The sequence below is a fragment of the Amycolatopsis sp. cg5 genome (assembly GCF_041346955.1).
Taxonomy (GTDB): Bacteria; Actinomycetota; Actinomycetes; order Mycobacteriales; family Pseudonocardiaceae; genus Amycolatopsis.
The window spans coordinates 4,439,288-4,456,157 of the sequence record NZ_CP166849.1; the positions used below are offsets into that span (position 1 = coordinate 4,439,288).

The window sequence follows — 16,870 nt, forward strand, 5'->3', positions numbered from 1 at the left end:
ACGGGCAAGGAGGCCTGATGACATCCCCATCGGCTCGCACCGTCACGACATTCGCGACCGTCATGGTCGCGCTGGGCGCACTCACCGCGTGTTCGGCCTCGCAGGCAGGCACGACGATCAACCTGTTCATCTCGCCGGAGGATCACCTGCAGACGGTGGTGGACCGGTGCAACGAGGTCGCGGGCGGACGCTACCGGATCGTCTACAACAAACTGCCGCGTGGCGCGGACGACCAGCGGGTGCAGCTGGTCAGGCGGCTCGCCGCGGGGGACAGGTCACTCGACCTCCTCGGACTCGACGTGACCTGGGTGCCCGAGTTCGCCGAGGCCGGTTGGGCCGAGGAATGGACCGGCGCGAACAAGGCCGAGGCGACCAAGGACGTGCTGCCGGGCCCGCTTTCGACCGCTACCTGGAACGGGAAGCTCTACGGAGCGACGAAGAACACCAACGTCCAGCTGCTCTGGTACGACGACCGGGTCACCCCGAAGCCCCCGTCGACGTTCGACGAGATGATCGCCGAGGCCACCCGGCTCCGCGAGGCGGGCAAACCGTCGAACGTGGTGTTCACCGGCGCCCAGTACGAGGGCCTGGTCGTCTTCTACAACACGCTGGTCGCGTCGGCGGGCGGCAAGATCCTGTCCGACGACGGCAAGAGTGTGGTGATGGACGACGGTGCGGTGAAGGCGCTGGCGTTGCTGAAGAGACTGGTGACCAGCGGGATCTCCGACCCGTCGGCCAGCAACCAAAAGGAAGACGACATCCGGCAGGCGTTCCAGCGCGGGAGCGCGGCGTTCGAGCTGAACTGGCCGTACGTCTACGCCTCCTACGCCAAGGAAAAGCCCGCCGACCTCACGCATTTCAAATGGGCGCGCTACCCGTCCGTGGTTCCCGGCACACCGAGCCGGGTCACCATCGGCGGGTTCAACCTCGCGGTGAGCTCGTACTCGCGGCACAAGCCGGAGGCGTTCGAGGCGGCGCTGTGCCTGCGCAGCCCCGCCAGCCAGAAATACCAGGCCCTCGTCGACGGGATTCCGCCGAGCATCGAAGGTGTCTACTCCGACACCACCCCGCTCGATCCCGCCAAACCCGGTGACGCGAAGGCGAATCCGACGATGGCCGACCAGTACCCGATGAAGGCCGACATCCGGGCCGCGCTCGCCGAAGCCGCGATCCGGCCGCTGACCCCGGCCTATCAGAACCTGTCCACGGTCATCTCGAAAGTGCTCTCGCCGCCGTCCTCGATCGACCCGGAGACCACTGCGGAGGAGCTGCGTGATCGGCTGGCTGACGCGTTGAACTCGAAGGGGATCATCCCGTGACCGCGGTCGCGCTGATCAGAAGTGGCGCCGGTCGGCCCAGTAGCACCGGGCATCGTCTTGCCGGATTGTCGGATAATCTGGCACGCTACTGAGCGTGGCGAATCCGATCATCGGGCTGGGTGCGAGCATTCAGCGGCAGAGCACGGCCGAGCAGGCCGCCGAGGCGATCCGGCAGGCCATCTTGTCGGGCAGGCTGCCGCCGGGCACGCCGTTGCGGGAAACCGTTGTCGCCGCTGAACTCGGTGTCTCCCGCAGTACCGTCCGGGAGGCCGCGCGGACGCTCGAAAGCGAGGGTCTGGTCCGGTATCAGATGAACCGCGGCATCGTCGTCGCGGACGTCACCGGCCCGGATGTCGTCGACATCTACGCCGCCCGTGCCGCAGTGGAACTGGCCGCGGCCGACGCGCTCACCGCGCACCGGGACCCGGTGATCTACCAGCAGCTCGCCGACCTGGTCGACCAGATCGAACGCGCCTTCGAGTGCGGTGACACCGCCGCCGCGCTCGACGGTGACCGGCTTTTCCACGCCACGCTGGTCACGGCCACCGGCAGCGCTCGGTTGTGCCGGTTTTATGGGCAGCTCCAACAAGAACAGCGTCTCGCGCTGGCGCTGGCCGAGCGCTCCCGTCGCGAACTCGGGCGCACCGTGGATGACCACCGACGGCTGCTGGACGCGCTGCACGGCACCCCCGACCAAGCCAAGGCGGAACTCACCGCGCACCTGGAAAGCGGCGCCGCCGAACTGGGGCGGCTGCTCGACCTGCTCGCGGGCCGGAACGAAGGGGAGACGCCTCGTGCCTGAGCACAGCTCCAACGGTGGATGGGATGTGGTCGTCACGCCCTGGCACCTCGACGAGTACATCCCGGCTTTCCCGATCCCCGCTGACGCGACCGAGGTCGGCCGCCCGATCCTTCCGTCCGGCCCCGTTTCCGCCCGGATGAACGTGCTGCACCGGGTCACCGCGGACACGGTCGCCCGAGCGGCCAAGCCGCTGGTGCTCTCCGGCGATTGCCCCACCAGCCGCGCGGCGGTGGCCGCATTGCAGCTCCGCCATGACGGCCTGGCCGTGCTCTGGCTGGACGCCCACGGCGACTTCAACACCCCCGTCATCTCGACCAGTGGCTACCTCGGCGGCATGGCGCTGGCCATGCTGACCGGCGGCACGCCCGGCCTGTTCGACGACACGCTCGGCCTGCGTCCCGTTCCCGAAACCAGTGTCGTGCTCGCGGACGCCCGCGACCTCGATCCCGCCGAACGCGACGCGCTCGCCGCCAGCCGCGTCCGCCGGATACCCGCGGATCCCGCCGCGATCACGGCCGCGCTCGGCGAGCTTGGCCCGGTTCCCGTCTACGTCCACCTCGACATCGACGTCATCGACGGAACCCAGTTGCCGGGCGCACGCTTCCCGTCGGGTCCCGGTCCCTCCCTCGCGCAGATCGAGGACTGCCTGGCCGCCGCCCGCGCCGACATCGTGGGCGCTTACCTCGCCTGCGCCTGGCTTCCCGAGCACGCAGGCGACGAGGCCAGCCGCCAGACGGTCACCCGGCTCGCCGCGGCGCTCGGCGCCACCCTGACGTGGGACGAACCCGCCGGAAGCTGATCAGCCGCGTGGGGCGTACATGATCAGGCCTACGCCGGCGAGACAGATCAGCGCGCCGATGACGTCGAACCGGTCGGGCCGGTAGCCGTCGGCGATCATGCCCCAGGCCAGGGACCCGGCGATGAAGACGCCACCGTACGCAGCCAGGATCCGGCCGAAGTTCGGATCCGGCTGCAACGTCGCGACGAAGCCGTAGACGCCGAGCGCGATGACGCCCGCGGCGATCCAGAGCAGGCCGCGGTGCTCGCGTACGCCTTGCCAGACCAGCCACGCGCCGCCGATTTCAGCCAAAGCGGCGAGCACGAACAACACCAGCGAACGAGCGACTGTCATGATCGGGAAGATAGCTTGCCGCCGTTTCAGTGTTCGCCATGTGTCCACCTCGCTGTCCAAGTTTGACGCCGATAATGAGCCGCATGACAGCACTGCCGGGCACGGACGAGGCGACGACCTACGCGGACTGGTTCGCCTGCCTGGCCGAGCCCACCCGCGACTGTTACCGCGCCGCCGACCAAACCTGACCGCTGCGCTCCCGCACCACGGCGGGCCAGGCCCGGAGATCGTGGGCCCGGTCAGCTCGAACCCCGTCGACAGGACTTCCGGCTGTTGCGCGAACATGCTCGATAATGCTTTCATTCGCGCACTAGATTGCAGAATCTGGCGAGTTCGAGCATCACCCCCCGCTTTGCTCTGAACGAGGAGACGTAATGAAGCGTCGTGATCTGCTTCGTGCCGCGGCGGCGACATCGGGCCTGGCCCTGTTGCCTGCCAGCCTGGTCAAGGCACTCGCCGCGGAGGCGCCGACCGGCGGCCTGGAGACCATCGAGCACGTGGTGATCTTCATGCAGGAGAACCGGTCGTTCGATCACTACTACGGCACGCTGCGCGGTGTCCGCGGCTTCAACGACCCGGCCGCGATCAAGCTGCCCAACGGCAAACCGGTCTACCAGCAGCCCAACGGCACCGGCTCCGTGCTGCCGTACCGGGTGGGCGACCAGTTCATGTCGGGCACCCCGCACGGCTGGTCCGACGGGCACGCGGCGTGGAACAACGGCCGCTACGACCAGTGGATCGCGCAGAAGACCACGCGCACGATGATGTACCTCGACCGGCAGGGGCTGCCGTTCTACCACGCGCTCGCGGACGCGTTCACGATCTGCGACGCCTACCACTGCTCGGAAATGGGCCCGACCAACCCGAACCGCTTCTACCTGTTCTCCGGCACGATCGGCTATGAGCCGGGCACCACCAACCGCGCGATCGGGAACGACTCGTGGCAGAACCCCGGCCACACCGGCTACACCTGGACCAGCTACGCCGAGCGGCTGGAGGCGGCCGGCCGGAGCTGGAAGGTCTATCAGGAGTGGGACAACTACGGCGACAACTCGCTGGACTACTTCGCCAGTTTCCTCGCCGTGGGGCGTAAAGCGCTGGCCAAGACCAAGGATTCGAGCGGCAAGCCCTACGGCAAGCTCGAGTACTTCTACTACGACGTCGCCAAGGCCGCGCCCGCGCAGCAGGCGGTGCTGCTCGATCAGCTCGGCCAGGGCGTGGCCGCGCTGAGCGCCGCCGACCGCAGCATGTACGAACGCGGCCTGGCCCGGCAGCGACCTGGCGCACTGGCGAGCACCTTCCGTGCCGATGTCGCGAATGGACGGTTGCCCGCGGTCTCGTGGATCGTGGCGCCCGAGGACCAGAGCGAGCATCCCGACTGGGGGCCCAACACCGGCGCCGATCTGGTGAAGAAGGTGCTCGACGCGATCGCGTCCGACATCAACGTGTGGAACAAGACGCTCTTCCTGCTCAACTACGACGAGAACGACGGGTTCTTCGACCACATGCCGCCGCCGGCGCCGCCGGTGAGCACGGCCGACGGTCAGTCCACAGTGGCCACCACCGACGAGCTCTACCTCGGCACGGCGATCGGCCTCGGCAACCGGGTGCCCCTGCTCGTGGTCTCGCCGTGGAGCCGCGGCGGCAAGGTCAACTCGCAGGTGTTCGACCACACCTCGGTGCTGCGGTTCCTCGAGAAGTGGACGGGCATCGCCGAGCCGAACATCTCGCCGTGGCGCCGCTCGGTCTGCGGTGACCTGACGTCCACTTTGGACACCACGGTCGGCACACCCGGCTATCCGAACCTGCCCGGCCCCGTGCCCACCACCGGGCCGAGGCCGACCAACCCGTCACCGCCCGCGACGCAGGTGATGCCGACGCAGGAACCCGGCGTCCGCACCGCCCGCCCGCTGCCCTACGAACTGCACGCCTCGGGGCGGGTGGAGTCGTCGAAGCTGTGGATCGACTTCGGCAACACCGGCGCGGCGGGCGCGCACTTCTACGTGTATGCCAACGCTTTCCGTCTCGACGGGCCGTGGCGGTACACGGTCGGCGCCGGCGCCACGGTGGCCGACTACTGGCAGGCGGGCACCCCGACAGGCTCCTACGACCTGACGGTGGTCGGGCCCAACGGCTTCGTCCGCCGCCTCGCCGGCAACTACGCCACCGCGACGACCTCCGGCAACGCCAACCCGGAGGTCAAACTGCGCTACGCGCCCGCCGAGAGCAAGGTCTACCTGACCATGACCAACACCGGTGGCAAGGCGTGCACGATCACCGTGCGCTCCGGCAACCGCGGCGGCGGGCCGTGGACCTACCCGGTGGCTCCCGGCGCGACCAAAGAGGACTGGTTCTCCGTCGGCTCCGGCATGAACGGCTGGTACGACCTGACCGCCACCGCGGACACCACCGAGGGGTTCACCCGCCGCTTCGCCGGACACGTGGAAACCGGAGCGGAGAGCACCAGCGACCCGGTCATGGGTTCCTCGCCGCTGCCACGCGTCGTGAAGTACTACGACAGCCAGGAGACCGCCGGCGAGAACGGCGCCGCGTTCAACGCCGTCGACGGCAAGCCCACGACCCTGTGGCACACCAAGTGGCTCAACGGGTCCGACCCGCTGCCGCACGAGATCCAGCTCGACCTCGGCGTCACCCGCACTGTCACCGGGCTGACCTACCTGCCCCGTCAGGACGGCGGCGCCAATGGCCGCGTCGGGCAGTACGAGGTCTATCTCAGCGGCGACGGCAGCACCTGGGGAGCCGCTGTCGCCACCGGCACGTTCACCGACGACGCCACGCCCAAGACGGTCCGGTTCTGGCCGACGCAGGCGCGCTACGTCCGGCTTCGCGCGCTGACCGAGGCTGGCGGGCGCGGCACGTGGACCTCGGCCGCCGAGATCACCCCGCTGGGCTGGTGACGCGCGGGGTCGTGAGTGTTTAGACCGGTTAGAACCGGCCGTACCACTCACGACCCCCATGACTCGCCCGCCACGTGTGGTCGCTGCGCCAGATGGGATGACGTGAACGCCTCGTTCGCGACGTTGAACCTGGATCCACCGGGCTGGTTGTGGGTGATCGTTTTCGTGGTTGTTGATCTTGTGGTCGGTTGGTGTGCAGGGGGATCTGACCGGCGTCGCATCCGGTGTGTCCGCTGTGGTCCGGTCGTAGGTGCGGGGGTCAGGCTGTTCGGCAGGTGGCGTCGAAGAGGGCCTGGTAGCTGTGCTGCCAGGGCCAGTTTTTCGGTAGTCGCAGGGTGATCCGTCGTGCGCTGGTGGTGATGCGGGCGGGGATGTTGATCAAGTGTCGGCGGAGGGTGGCGGTGCGGGCTTTAGCGTGAAACATGCTGGTGAGGGTGCCCGCTGCGCGGAGCAGGTTGTGGGTAAGGACGGCGAGGGTGAGCCAGGCTTGATTGGCCGCGAAGCGTCCGGAGGGGAAGTGGGCGAGGGCGGCGTCGTGCAGGTCGGCGAAGACCTGTTCGATGATGGCGTGGCCGCGGTGCCAGGTGTCGGCGGTGTGCAGGTCGATGCGGGTGTCGGTGAACACCGCGTGATAAGTGAAGATCCGGAACAGTTCGCCTTGTTTGGTGCGTTTGAACCGGGGTGTGCGGCGCACCAGCAGTCGCGCGGTCACGGCTCTGCCGCGGTTTTGGGTGGGGTTGGTGAACGCGGTGTGGGTGGTGTCGGCGATCTCGGCGTGGGTGATCCACTCGCCGGTCTCGGGGTCGAGGATCGGGTGCCGGTATTCGACTGTGCTCCACGTGTCCTCGGCGATGGAGGCGATGGCAGCCTTCACCGGCTCGTTTTTCCGGGCGGTGACCGAGAAATGCGCACCGGCTTTGCGTATGGCGGCGATGATCGGGCCGGTGTAGAACGCCGAGTCAGCGCGCACGACGATCATGCCGGTGGCTCCGGTGCGGCGGGCGAGGTTGATCGCCTCGCGCAGCATCGCGACCGCGCCGTGGCGGGAATCGGTGTTGCCGGAACGTAGTTGCGCGGTCAGGATCACCGGCGCGCAAAGCGGGGAGGACACTGTGGCGATGAGGTGGTTCAGTCCGCGGATGCCCTGATAGGAGAACCCGGCGCCGTCCTTGTCGTGCCCGTAGACCTCGGTGCTCTTGGCGTCGATGTCGATGAAGGCCCTGTCATGATTTCCGTGTAAGCCACGGATGATTTCTTCTCTGATTCTAGTGGAGTGGCAGGCGGTCGGGGAAGAGTGCGGCGAGCGTGTTTAGTGCTTGTTTCCAGCCTCGGGTGCCGGTTCCTGATGGTCCGCCTCGGTTGCTGGTGATGTTGCGGAGTCCGAGGTAGAGCAGTTTTGTCGCGGCGGTGTCGCTGTCGAAATGGCCGCGGTTCTTGGTGATTTTCCGGAGCTGGAAGTTGATGTTCTCGATCAGGTTTGTTGTGTAGACGATTCTGCGGAGTTCGGGTGGATAGTCGAGGAATGGGGTGAAGTCGTTCCAGGCGTGTCGCCAGACCTGGATCGCGGCGGGGTATTGTATGCCGAAGTCTTTATCGAACTGAGTGAGTGCGATCTCGGCCGCCTCGAGTGTCGGCGCGGTGTAGATGTCCCGCATGGCGGCGGCGACTTTCTTCCGATCGCCATAGGAAATGAACCGCATGGCGTTGCGGATCACGTGCACGACGCAGGTTTGGACTACGGTGTCGGGAAACGCGCCGCGGATCGCGTCGGGCAGCCCGGTCAGGCCGTCGCAGCAGGCGATCAGGATGTCTTTCACGCCACGGTTGCGCAGGTCGGTGACGACCTTGGCCCAGAACTTCGCCGCTTCGGTGTCGGCGATCCAGAGCCCGAGGGCGTGTTTGCGGCCTTCCATGTCCACGCCGATGGCCAGGTAGGCGACCTTGGAGGTGACCACGCCCTTGTCCTTGACCCGCAGTCGCAGGCCGTCGACATAGAGAATCGGGTACATCTCGTCCAAAGGCCGAGATTGCCACAACGCGATCTCGTCGGTCACCACGTCGGTCACATTGGAGATCAATTCTCGCGACACGTTCACGCCATATACTTCACGTAAATGAGATTCGATATCCCGGGTGGTCATGCCACGCGAATACAGCGACAGGATCGCCTCGTCGATATTACCCAGCCTGCGTGCACGTTTCGGCACGATCGTTAAGCTCGAACGAACCGTTCCGGTCACGCGGCACCGCCAGCTCGACCGGACCATTCGAAGTCGACACGGTTTTTGGAGACCTGCCATTCCGGGAATTCCCGGAACCGTTCCCGGCGGGGTCTCCTTTCTCATAGCCAAGATGATGGGTCATCTCGGCGTCCAGCGCCCTTTCGAGCACCGCCTTGGTCATCTGATTTAGCAATTCTTGGGCGCCCAGCGCGCCGCCATTCTCGTACGCGTCTTTCACCAACGCGTCCAGCGTTTCTGGCGGTAGCACGCGCGCGAGCGCTTCGCCGGCTGCGGAGCCCGGATCCCGGTCAGGTGTGTCCTCGGTCACAGGTGGAGCCTTTCTGGGTCGCGGTCAGCGACCCGATCCTGGTCCATCCGTGGCTTACACGGTTGTCATGACACGACCTCGATGAACGCCAACTGCCCCGCACCGGGCAGCAACGGTGCCTGCTCCGAGAGCCGCACCAGCGCTTCGGCGGCGACCGAGGTGAGCTGGCGGGCATGACCGCCGGTGAACCCCCGCAACCACGACCCGCACGTCGAGGGCGCCCGCACCCGGTCGAACAACCGGCGCATCGCGCCGTGACGGATCACGTCGAGATCGTCGATCGAATCCGCGCCGATCACCATCCCGGCCACGATCGAGAGGGCTTTCGCGTCACTGTTCGCCCCGACCGGGATCCCCAGGTCAACACGGTCTTCGATGAGCTTGCCCAGGCCGATGTTCTCCGCCAGCCTCATCAGCGGCACGATCCCGGCGCACGACACGAGACTCTGCTCGTCGAACCTCACATCGGTCCGGGCGGCGCTATGAGATGATCGCATCCAGCAGATGCCCTCTCTCTTAGTGGACTTTGTTCCGTCGCAAGAACAATCATCCCAAGTCAGAGGGCATCTGCGCGTATACGACACGATCAACACATCAACAACACCGGTGGATCCAGGTTGAACGTTGTGAACGGGGCGTTCACGTCGTCTCGCTGGTGAACTACGCCCGATTTCGTGTCCACAATGGACGCCAGACGCGAAATGTGGTCCGCTTGCGGACCCCGAGCGCGGTCTTGAGCTCGGCCTCGATCTGGTCGCGGGTCTTGCCGGGGTTGCGGTTGTCGTTCACGACCGAGCTCTCGGTGACCAGCAGTGTGCCCTTGCCGTCGGTCTCGTACGAGCCGCCCTCGGCGACCACCCAGGTTCGCACGGCGGGAATGCCGTACTTCTCCAGCAGCGCCGCCGCCGCGGCGGCGTCCTTGTCGTGCGGATTCTGCTTGCCGCCCCAGCCGCTGAAGTTGAAGTTGACACCCCTGAGCTTGCCGGAGTCCTCGACGAACACGGGCAGGGTGTCGCGGGCCCACAGGTCGTCCACCGGGATCGGCACGATCTCGACCTCGCCGCCGCAGGCGTTGCGCGCCTCGTCGGCCAGCTCCGGCTGGGCGAACATCACCACCGGCTGATGCGCCCGGATCGCCCGCGCGAGCCCGGCGATGTCACGCTGGACCGCCCCGATCTGCTCCTGCCAGATCGCCGGGGTGGGCCAGGACATGAAGGTGCGTGCCTGCGGCTCCCACTCCGCGCCGAACCTGCGCTCGGCCGAGGCCGCAGGCGAACCGCTCGGCGCCGTGGTGGCGGCCGCGGGTTCTTCCGGTGGGCTCGAGCAGGCCGCGGCGCCGGTGACCAGAGCCGCGACCCCGGCGGCGGAGCGCAGCGCGGTGCGCCGGGACACGGGGGAGGACCTGTAGCCGGACAATGTGGACCTCCAGACGGCGTGCTTACTGCCATACTGCGGCACCGGCAGGCCGCCCGCGAACCGGAGGTTGTCATCCTTTAGCGGCAGTTCGAGACCGCTGGACTACTGTGAGCGTCGTGTCTGAGCGGCAAAGGTTGATCTTGGAAGCGGCCGTGCGGGTGATCGCCCGGTCCGGTGTGCGAGGGTTGCGGGTCGAGGAGCTCGCGGCCGAGGCCGGGGTTTCGACCGCCTTGATCTACTACCACTTCCACGATCGCGCCGGCCTGCTGAGTCAGACGCTGGAGCACGTCAACGGACTGGCTGGCGGCTACACCACGCAGGCGGCGGCCGAGGCCGCCAACCCGCGCGAGGAACTGGAACTGTTGCTGCTGCACGAGATCCGGGACGACCAGACGACGCGGGAGAACAGCGTGGCCTGGGGTGAACTGCGGGCGAGCGCGGTGTTCGACGAATCCTTGCGCGCCCAGCTCGGGGAATCCACCCGGACCTGGAACACCGAGGTGGCGGAGGTCATCGAGCGGGCCGAGGCCGCGGGGCTGGCCAAGCTCGACTGCGCTCCCGCGGATGCCGCCGAGCGGCTCACCGCGCTGGTCGAAGGGCTCAGCGAACGCTGGCTCAGCGGCTCGATGACCGTCGAGCGGGCACAGGGCCTGCTCCGCGGCGCGATCGCCGTCGAACTCGGCGAGCCGTAACACTCCACTGTGGAGTGTCTACAGTGGAGTCAGTGACGCTCCCTTCCGGCTGTGTGTGCCATGGATGAAAAGAAAGTCAGATAAACGCCGGAAGTTATTGCAATTCGGCTATATTTCGGATGAAAGTTCCGGTGCTTCTGCCTGTTGGCGACAAACGTGTTCACGTAGGCTTTTGTTAGTCGCCAAGTTCGAGTCAGGAAGAATGCATGCGTAAAATCAAATGGGTTTCGCTAACTGCCGCCGTGCTCATGTTCACCGGTTTCGGAGGTGCTGTGGCCTCTGCTGATGGCAAGATGGTAGGCCTTGGGGGACAAGGGCATATCTGCAAGAAATTCAACATCAGCGGTTCGCCCGTTGCTGACATTTGCTTCTGGTGGAAAGAAGGAATTCGACCCAATTACGAGGTCGCGTATCAGTTCCAGAAGCTGTCCTGGGGTGGCTACCTGCCCAGCGGGCACTGGGCGAACATCACCTGGGGACCCGGGAGTGGATACACCGCGCGCATGAAAGCGACTGGAGAACGGGTGACCGAGTCTGTCCCCGAGCCGGTCAGCGTGGTCGTGTGTCACTCCACGCGTTGCAGTGATCGATTCCGTCTCGACCTGTGACGATCCGTTGTGAACGAGGCGTTCACAACGTCCGTGGAAGGTCTGACGTGAGGCAGGCGGGTTGGGTGGTGTCGCCCACTGCTCACCGCGGCCATCCGGTGCCCCAACGTCTGCCGATTGCAAACTGAAACACGTTCTAATATGCTCGCTGAGGTGAGATACGGGATAGTGCTGTTCACGAGCGACCGCGGCATCGCGCCTGCCGCGGCCGCCCGCGCTGCCGAAGCGGCCGGGTTCGCGTCGTTCTCGGTCCCCGAGCACACGCACATCCCGGTCAAACGCGAGTCGCCGCACCCGCGTACCGGCGATTCGACGCTGCCGGACGACCGGTACCTGCGCACCCTCGATCCGTGGGTCGCGCTCGCCACGGCGGTTTCGGTGACAAGCCGGATCCGGCTGTCGACCGCGGTCGCGCTGCCGGTGGAGAGCGACCCGATCACCCTGGCGAAGACGATCGCGAGCCTCGACCACCTCTCGGGCGGCCGGGTGACGCTGGGCGCGGGCTTCGGCTGGAATGTCGACGAGCTGACCGACCACGGGATCCCCGGGAGCCGCCGCCGCACGGCACTGCGGGAATACCTGGAGGCGATGCGGGCATTGTGGACTGACGAGATCGCCGAGTACGAAGGCGAATTCGTCCGCTTCGGCCCGAGCTGGGCCTGGCCGAAGCCCGCGCAGGCGCGGATACCGGTCCTGCTGGGCGCGGGTGGCACGGAGAAGAACTTCCGCTGGATCGCCCGCGCCGCCGACGGCTGGCTGACCACACCATCCGATGTGGACATCGATGCCCAAGTTTCGATGCTGCACGAAGTCTGGCGCGACGCGGGCCGCGCCGGCCTGCCCGAGGTGGCGGTACTGGCCGGTCGTCCGGATCCCGAGAAGCTCGCACACCTGAAGTCGATCGGAGTCACGGAAGCGATCTTCGGCCTGCCCGACCGTGACGCCGACGAAGTCGTAGCCTGGATCGGCCGACTGGCAGGGAAACTCGGTCTCGGCTAAGGCACGTTCACAGGAGCGGAGGCTCAGGTGTGATGAAGGCGGGTTGGGTGGTGTTGTCGGGTTCGTCGTAGTAGCGGTGGAAGACCGCTGTCTGGCTGCCGGAGATGGGTGGGACGATCCAGCTCCAGTCCGCCGGGCAGGTTCTGCCCGAAGCCCGTTCCCGCTGAAGGTGCATCAGGAATCGGCGTGATTCGGTGTGGTGGTCGGTGATGGACACCCCGGCCGCGGTGAACGAGTGCTGCACCGCCAGTGTCAGCTCGACCATCGTCCGGTCGCGCCACAGTGTCCGGTCATCGTCGGAGGGTAGCCCCATGCGCTCGGCGAGCATGGGGAGCAGGTTGTAGCGGCCTTCGTCGGCAAGATTGCGGCAGCCGACCTCGCTCGACATGTACGTCCCGTTGAACGCGACCGCGTACTGGATCCCGCCGATCAGCAGTCGCATCGAGCTGATCGCGGGCACCGCGTGCCAGCGAAGGCCGAGCCGGGAGAACCAGGGCAGGTCAGGGTGGCTCAGCGGCACTTCGAGTACGGCGTCCGGTGGCAGTGAGTACCAGCGAAGACGGCCGCGCGGGCATTCGACGACCAATGGCAGCACGTCGAACCGGGTGCGCGGGGCCGGTGGGCGCCAGCCGAGGCTCCTGACGAACTCGGTGAAGGCGAGGTTGCGCGGGTCGCCGAGCACCGTGTCATCGGGACGGAGGTAGCCTGCGTAGCGGATGAGCTGCTCGTTCCAGATGCGCGGACCGGGACCGTCGGCGGTGTCCGCGGCGAAGACCGTGATCGTCGAGCGGATCCGGCCGCCACGGGTCGCCTCACGTAGATGCCGGACGCATTCTTCGGCGACCTCGTCGGGATTCGAGGTGTCTCGGCGATCCCGCAGGCGCAAACCGTTCCAATATAGTCGGCCGATGCATCGCGCCGAGTTTCGCCAGGCCACCCGTGCGCCGAATTCGAGTTCGGAAGTTGTGTGTCGATAGCAACCTGTTCTGGCTATCTGACGATCGACTTCGGCAATTCGTGAATCGACGTCAGGGAGATGCTTCTCGGTGTAGTAGAGGCGCAGAAACTCCTCTGCGGCAACGGGATCTACGTGGTGCTCACGGTCGGTGCGCGGGTCGGGCAGGTCGATCACCCGAATGTCGGAATGGGTCATCGAATGGGCTCGCACAACTCGTCACGCATGGCTCCTCCGATGCTCAGGCTGCTCGGGGAAAACAATGACAGTACAACACCGAGTCAATAGCCTTCAGGCGTGACGATCAATGGGAATCGATTTCCGTGGGAAACGGAGATCAATTCACTCGAAACGGCTCGCGTCGCCCGCTCCATAACGGATGATCTCGGCGGCGCCACCGGAGAAGTCGACGACCGTGGTCGGTTCCGTGCCGCATTCGCCGGAGTCGATCACCGCGTCGACCTGGTAGTCGAGCCGCTCCTTGATCTCCCAGCCCTGCGTCATCGGCTCCTCCTGGTCCGGCAGCAGCAGCGTGCTCGACAGGATCGGCTCACCGAGCTCGGTCAGCAGCGCGTGGACCACCGGGTGATCGGGGATGCGCACGCCCACGGTCTTTTTCTTGGGGTGCATTAGCCGCCGGGGGACCTCTTTGGTCGCCGGGAGGATGAAGGTGTAGCTGCCCGGCGTGGACGCCTTGATCGCGCGGAACGCGGTGTTGTCGATGTGCACGAACTGGCCGAGCTGGGCGAAGTCGTGGCAGACCAGCGTGAAGTGGTGCTTGTCGTCGAGGTGGCGGATCGTGCGGATGCGGTCGATGCCGTCGCGGTTCTCGAGCGCGCAGCCCAGCGCGAAACACGAGTCGGTCGGATACGCGATCAGCCCGCCACCACGCACGATGTCGACCGCCTGGCCGATCGAACGCTTCTGCGGGTTCTCCGGATGCACGTCGAAGTACTTCGCCATCCGCCCACCCTAGGATCTTCACCCGAAGAGCGCAGTGACGGGTCGCTTGGAGCGCGGTTCACCGCGCGGGCAGCCGCAACGTGAACACCGCGCCCTGACCCGGTGCGCCCGCGGCGGTCACGGTCCCGCCATGCGCCTCCGCGAGCTTGCGGACGATGGCGAGTCCGAGGCCACTGCCCCCGGACTGGCGTGTCCGTGCCTTGTCGGCCCGCCAGAACCGGTCGAACACCGACGGCAGGTCCTCCGCGCTGATCCCGGACCCGGTGTCGGCGATCTCGAACGCCACCTCGTCGCCGTCGGCACGCGCGGTGACGGTGACCGAGCCGCCCGCCGGGGTGTGCCGGACGGCGTTGGAGACGAGATTGTCGAGCACCTGGCGCAGGCGGACGGGGTCGGCGGTCAGCTCGACGTCCTCGGCCTCGGTCGCCAGCGTGACACCCGCCTTCGCCGCGCGGGCACTGTGCGCGGCGCGCACCTGGCTCAGCAGATCCGACACGTCCAGCGGTTCGGGGTGCAGCCGCAGCGCGCCCGCGTCGGCCTGCGACAGGTCGAACAGGTCGTCCACGATGTGCTGCAGGTGCATCGCCTCCTCCAGCAGCGACGCGGCCAGCTCGTCGTCGAGCGTGCTCACCCCGTCCTGGGTGGCCTCCAGCCAGCCGCGGATGTTGCTGAGCGGCGTGCGCAGCTCGTGCGCGATGTCGCTGACCATGGTCTTGCGGTTGTCCTCCAGCCGCTGCCGGGCCGCCGACATCTCGTTGAACGCGACCGCGAGCCTGCCGATCTCGTCCTTGCCCTTCACCTCGACCCGCGCCGGCGCGTCACCGGACCCGGCCAGCCGTGCCGCGCTGGTCAACGCCCGCAGCGGACGGACGAGCCGGGCGCCCGCGAGCACGGTGACCAGCACCGCGAGCAGCAGCACTCCGCCCGCGACCAGCGCGATCCGCCGCCAGTTGTCGGGGGAGAGGGTGAACCCCGACGGCGCGGCGCCGTCGGGTTGGGTGATGTAGAGCAGCGCGGGCGGTGCCACGAACGCGGTGAGCTGCTCGTGGCGCGCGGTCGCGACGCAGGACTGGTTCGCCTCCGTGTTGTCCTCGTCGGGCGCGGCGACCCTGGTGAGGGTCTCGCGCCAGGTGAAGTCGAGCTTGACCGAGATCGGCGGCAGCCCTCGGCGGCTCAAGCACGCGTTGGCCAGGCCGTCGAGCTGATCCAGCGCCGCCTGCTCGGTCTTTGTCGGGTTCACCAGGTCCTTGGTCTGGCAGCGCGACACGACGAACGCGTCCGGTCCGGTCACCTGGGGATGGCCGTTCGGCGCCGTGACGATCGAGCCGAAACCCAAGCGGGTCCGGACGCAGTCGAGCACCCGGTCCGCGACCCCGGTGAGGAACGCCAGCTCGTCAGGCGGCAAGGTGAACGGGCCGGTCGCCTGCGGCGCGATGCGGTCGGCCGACGTGGTCAGGTCGGCGTCCACGGCCAGCGGGTCGACCAGCGCCGAAGCCTTGGCAGGCAGGGGACCCGAGCCGCTGTCGCCGATCGGCTTGCCGTCGGGTGCGGTCAGGGTGACCCGCCTGCCCGAGAACTCGGCGTGGTTCGCCAGCACCGGGCCGACGTCCTTCCAGCTCTTGTGCGTCGCGGCGTAGGTGAGCAGCGCCTGGTAGATCTTGCTGTCGTCGGCGAGCGCACGGCCCTGCTCCTGCTGGATCGCGCCGGAGGTGGTGCGCGCGGCGAGCCACGCGGTCGCCGCGATCGAGCAGACGGCCACCAGCACCGACACCGCGAGCAGTCGCCCGATCAGGCTACGACGCACCGGCCGCCCCCGCGGTCAGTTTGTAGCCGACGCCGTAGACGGTCACCAGCAGCACCGGTTTCCGCGGCTGCGCCTCGATTTTCTTGCGCAGGTTGAGCACGTGGACGTCGATGGCCCGGTGCGTGATGTAGCGGTCGAAACCGTGCAGGTGTTCCAGCAGCTGCGCCCGCGTGAAAACCCGTTCGGGTTGCGATGCCATCACCTCGAGCAACCGGAACTCGCCCGGAGTGCACTCGACCGGGTGACCGTTGTTCGTCACCACGTGCCGGACCGGGTCGACGGTGAGCGTGCCGACCCGCGCGGACGCACCAGGCTGAGGTGCCGACGGGCTGGTGCGCCGCAGCAACGTCCGCACCCGCGCCATCAGCTCGCGCGGGCTGAACGGCTTCGTCATGTAGTCGTCGGCGCCGAGATCGAGCCCGAGCAGCAGATCGTCCTCTGTGGACCGTGCGGTGAGCATCAGCACCGGGACGTCGGACTCCGCGCGCAGGATCCGGCACACGTCCAGACCGTCCACTTTGGGCAGCATCACGTCGAGCACCAGCAGATCGGGCAAGGCGCGGCGAACCTCATCGAGCGCGGCCCGCCCGTCGGGCACGACAACGACCGAATGCCGTTCCCGCTCCAGGTATCTGCGGACGAGTTCGGCCTGTTTCTCGTCGTCCTCGGCCAGCACGATGTGAGCGCACATGACCGTGATCATAGGACGAAT

Annotated in this window: 15 protein-coding genes and 1 pseudogene; 7 read left to right on the plus strand and 9 right to left on the minus strand. The window is 67.2% G+C overall.

Annotated elements, in window-relative coordinates:
- Positions 1-17 precede the first annotated feature (17 nt).
- The 3 genes from AB5J62_RS19990 to AB5J62_RS20000 all read left to right on the plus strand — a co-directional run bounded on the left by AB5J62_RS19990 (position 18) and on the right by AB5J62_RS20000 (position 2,920).
- Positions 18-1,319 carry an ABC transporter substrate-binding protein gene (locus tag AB5J62_RS19990; RefSeq protein WP_370949798.1) on the plus strand — a complete coding sequence of 434 codons (1,302 nt, stop codon included), beginning with the start codon at positions 18-20 and terminating at the stop codon, positions 1,317-1,319.
- 94 nt (positions 1,320-1,413) lie between these two features.
- Positions 1,414-2,121: a GntR family transcriptional regulator gene (locus AB5J62_RS19995; protein ID WP_370949800.1), complete on the plus strand. Its 708-nt coding sequence runs from the start codon at positions 1,414-1,416 to the stop codon at positions 2,119-2,121.
- Positions 2,114-2,920: an arginase family protein gene (locus AB5J62_RS20000; protein ID WP_370949802.1), complete on the plus strand. Its 807-nt coding sequence runs from the start codon at positions 2,114-2,116 to the stop codon at positions 2,918-2,920. The genes AB5J62_RS19995 and AB5J62_RS20000 overlap by 8 nt, the downstream gene beginning before the upstream one ends.
- Here the strand turns inward: AB5J62_RS20000 and AB5J62_RS20005 are convergent, their stop codons facing one another.
- Positions 2,921-3,253, minus strand: coding sequence for a YnfA family protein (locus tag AB5J62_RS20005; protein WP_370949804.1), 333 nt, complete (start codon positions 3,251-3,253; stop codon positions 2,921-2,923).
- Positions 3,254-3,627: 374 nt separating this feature from the next.
- On the opposite strand from AB5J62_RS20005, the gene AB5J62_RS20010 reads away from it, so the two are divergent.
- Entirely contained in the window at positions 3,628-6,171 is a 2,544-nt protein-coding gene (locus AB5J62_RS20010) for a phosphocholine-specific phospholipase C (RefSeq protein WP_370949806.1), read from the plus strand.
- A 259-nt stretch (positions 6,172-6,430) separates the two neighbouring features.
- Here AB5J62_RS20010 and AB5J62_RS20015 read toward each other — a convergent pair whose 3' ends face one another.
- The 4 genes and pseudogenes from AB5J62_RS20015 to AB5J62_RS20030 form a co-directional block, all read right to left on the minus strand.
- Positions 6,431-7,435, minus strand: coding sequence for an IS1380 family transposase (locus AB5J62_RS20015; protein WP_370950301.1), 1,005 nt, complete (start codon positions 7,433-7,435; stop codon positions 6,431-6,433).
- A gap of 1 nt (position 7,436) precedes the next feature.
- Positions 7,437-8,661: pseudogene (locus AB5J62_RS20020) on the minus strand (IS256 family transposase).
- A 125-nt stretch (positions 8,662-8,786) separates the two neighbouring features.
- Positions 8,787-9,218, minus strand: coding sequence for a hypothetical protein (locus AB5J62_RS20025; protein WP_370949807.1), 432 nt, complete (start codon positions 9,216-9,218; stop codon positions 8,787-8,789).
- Positions 9,219-9,381: 163 nt separating this feature from the next.
- The gene (locus AB5J62_RS20030) at positions 9,382-10,113 is read right to left on the minus strand and encodes an agmatine/peptidylarginine deiminase (RefSeq protein WP_370949809.1); all 732 of its coding nucleotides are present in this window, start codon (positions 10,111-10,113) and stop codon (positions 9,382-9,384) included.
- A 140-nt stretch (positions 10,114-10,253) separates the two neighbouring features.
- Between AB5J62_RS20030 and AB5J62_RS20035 the strand changes: the two genes are divergently transcribed.
- The 3 genes from AB5J62_RS20035 (at position 10,254) to AB5J62_RS20045 (ending at position 12,436) form a co-directional block, all read left to right on the plus strand.
- On the plus strand, positions 10,254-10,829 hold the full coding sequence (locus tag AB5J62_RS20035) for a TetR/AcrR family transcriptional regulator (protein WP_370949811.1): 576 nt from the start codon (positions 10,254-10,256) through the stop codon (positions 10,827-10,829).
- Between the two features lie 206 nt (positions 10,830-11,035).
- Positions 11,036-11,437, plus strand: a complete 402-nt coding sequence (locus tag AB5J62_RS20040; protein ID WP_370949813.1) for a hypothetical protein — start codon at positions 11,036-11,038, stop codon at positions 11,435-11,437.
- Positions 11,438-11,590: 153 nt separating this feature from the next.
- Positions 11,591-12,436 carry an LLM class F420-dependent oxidoreductase gene (locus tag AB5J62_RS20045; protein WP_370949815.1) on the plus strand — a complete coding sequence of 282 codons (846 nt, stop codon included), beginning with the start codon at positions 11,591-11,593 and terminating at the stop codon, positions 12,434-12,436.
- Between the two features lie 7 nt (positions 12,437-12,443).
- On the opposite strand, the gene AB5J62_RS20050 is transcribed toward AB5J62_RS20045, so the two are convergent.
- The 4 genes from AB5J62_RS20050 to AB5J62_RS20065 form a co-directional block, all read right to left on the minus strand.
- Positions 12,444-13,589: a nitric oxide synthase oxygenase gene (locus AB5J62_RS20050; RefSeq protein ID WP_370949817.1), complete on the minus strand. Its 1,146-nt coding sequence runs from the start codon at positions 13,587-13,589 to the stop codon at positions 12,444-12,446.
- Positions 13,590-13,733: 144 nt separating this feature from the next.
- Positions 13,734-14,354, minus strand: a complete 621-nt coding sequence (locus AB5J62_RS20055; protein WP_370949819.1) for an L-threonylcarbamoyladenylate synthase — start codon at positions 14,352-14,354, stop codon at positions 13,734-13,736.
- 58 nt (positions 14,355-14,412) lie between these two features.
- The gene (locus AB5J62_RS20060; RefSeq protein WP_370949821.1) at positions 14,413-16,158 is read right to left on the minus strand and encodes a sensor histidine kinase; all 1,746 of its coding nucleotides are present in this window, start codon (positions 16,156-16,158) and stop codon (positions 14,413-14,415) included.
- Complete coding sequence (locus AB5J62_RS20065) at positions 16,148-16,849, minus strand: response regulator transcription factor (protein ID WP_370949822.1); 702 nt, start codon at positions 16,847-16,849, stop codon at positions 16,148-16,150. The genes AB5J62_RS20060 and AB5J62_RS20065 overlap by 11 nt, the downstream gene beginning before the upstream one ends.
- Between the last annotated feature and the right edge of the window lie 21 nt (positions 16,850-16,870).

Coding starts and splice junctions, on each gene's coding strand:
- AB5J62_RS19990 (WP_370949798.1), top strand. CDS start 18: ATGACATCCCCATCGGCTCGCACCGTCACGACATTCGCGACCGTCATG.
- AB5J62_RS20005 (WP_370949804.1), bottom strand. CDS start 3,253: ATGACAGTCGCTCGTTCGCTGGTGTTGTTCGTGCTCGCCGCTTTGGCT.
- AB5J62_RS20010 (WP_370949806.1), top strand. CDS start 3,628: ATGAAGCGTCGTGATCTGCTTCGTGCCGCGGCGGCGACATCGGGCCTG.
- AB5J62_RS20025 (WP_370949807.1), bottom strand. CDS start 9,218: ATGCGATCATCTCATAGCGCCGCCCGGACCGATGTGAGGTTCGACGAG.
- AB5J62_RS20040 (WP_370949813.1), top strand. CDS start 11,036: ATGCGTAAAATCAAATGGGTTTCGCTAACTGCCGCCGTGCTCATGTTC.
- AB5J62_RS20050 (WP_370949817.1), bottom strand. CDS start 13,589: ATGACCCATTCCGACATTCGGGTGATCGACCTGCCCGACCCGCGCACC.
- AB5J62_RS20055 (WP_370949819.1), bottom strand. CDS start 14,354: ATGGCGAAGTACTTCGACGTGCATCCGGAGAACCCGCAGAAGCGTTCG.
- AB5J62_RS20065 (WP_370949822.1), bottom strand. CDS start 16,849: ATGTGCGCTCACATCGTGCTGGCCGAGGACGACGAGAAACAGGCCGAA.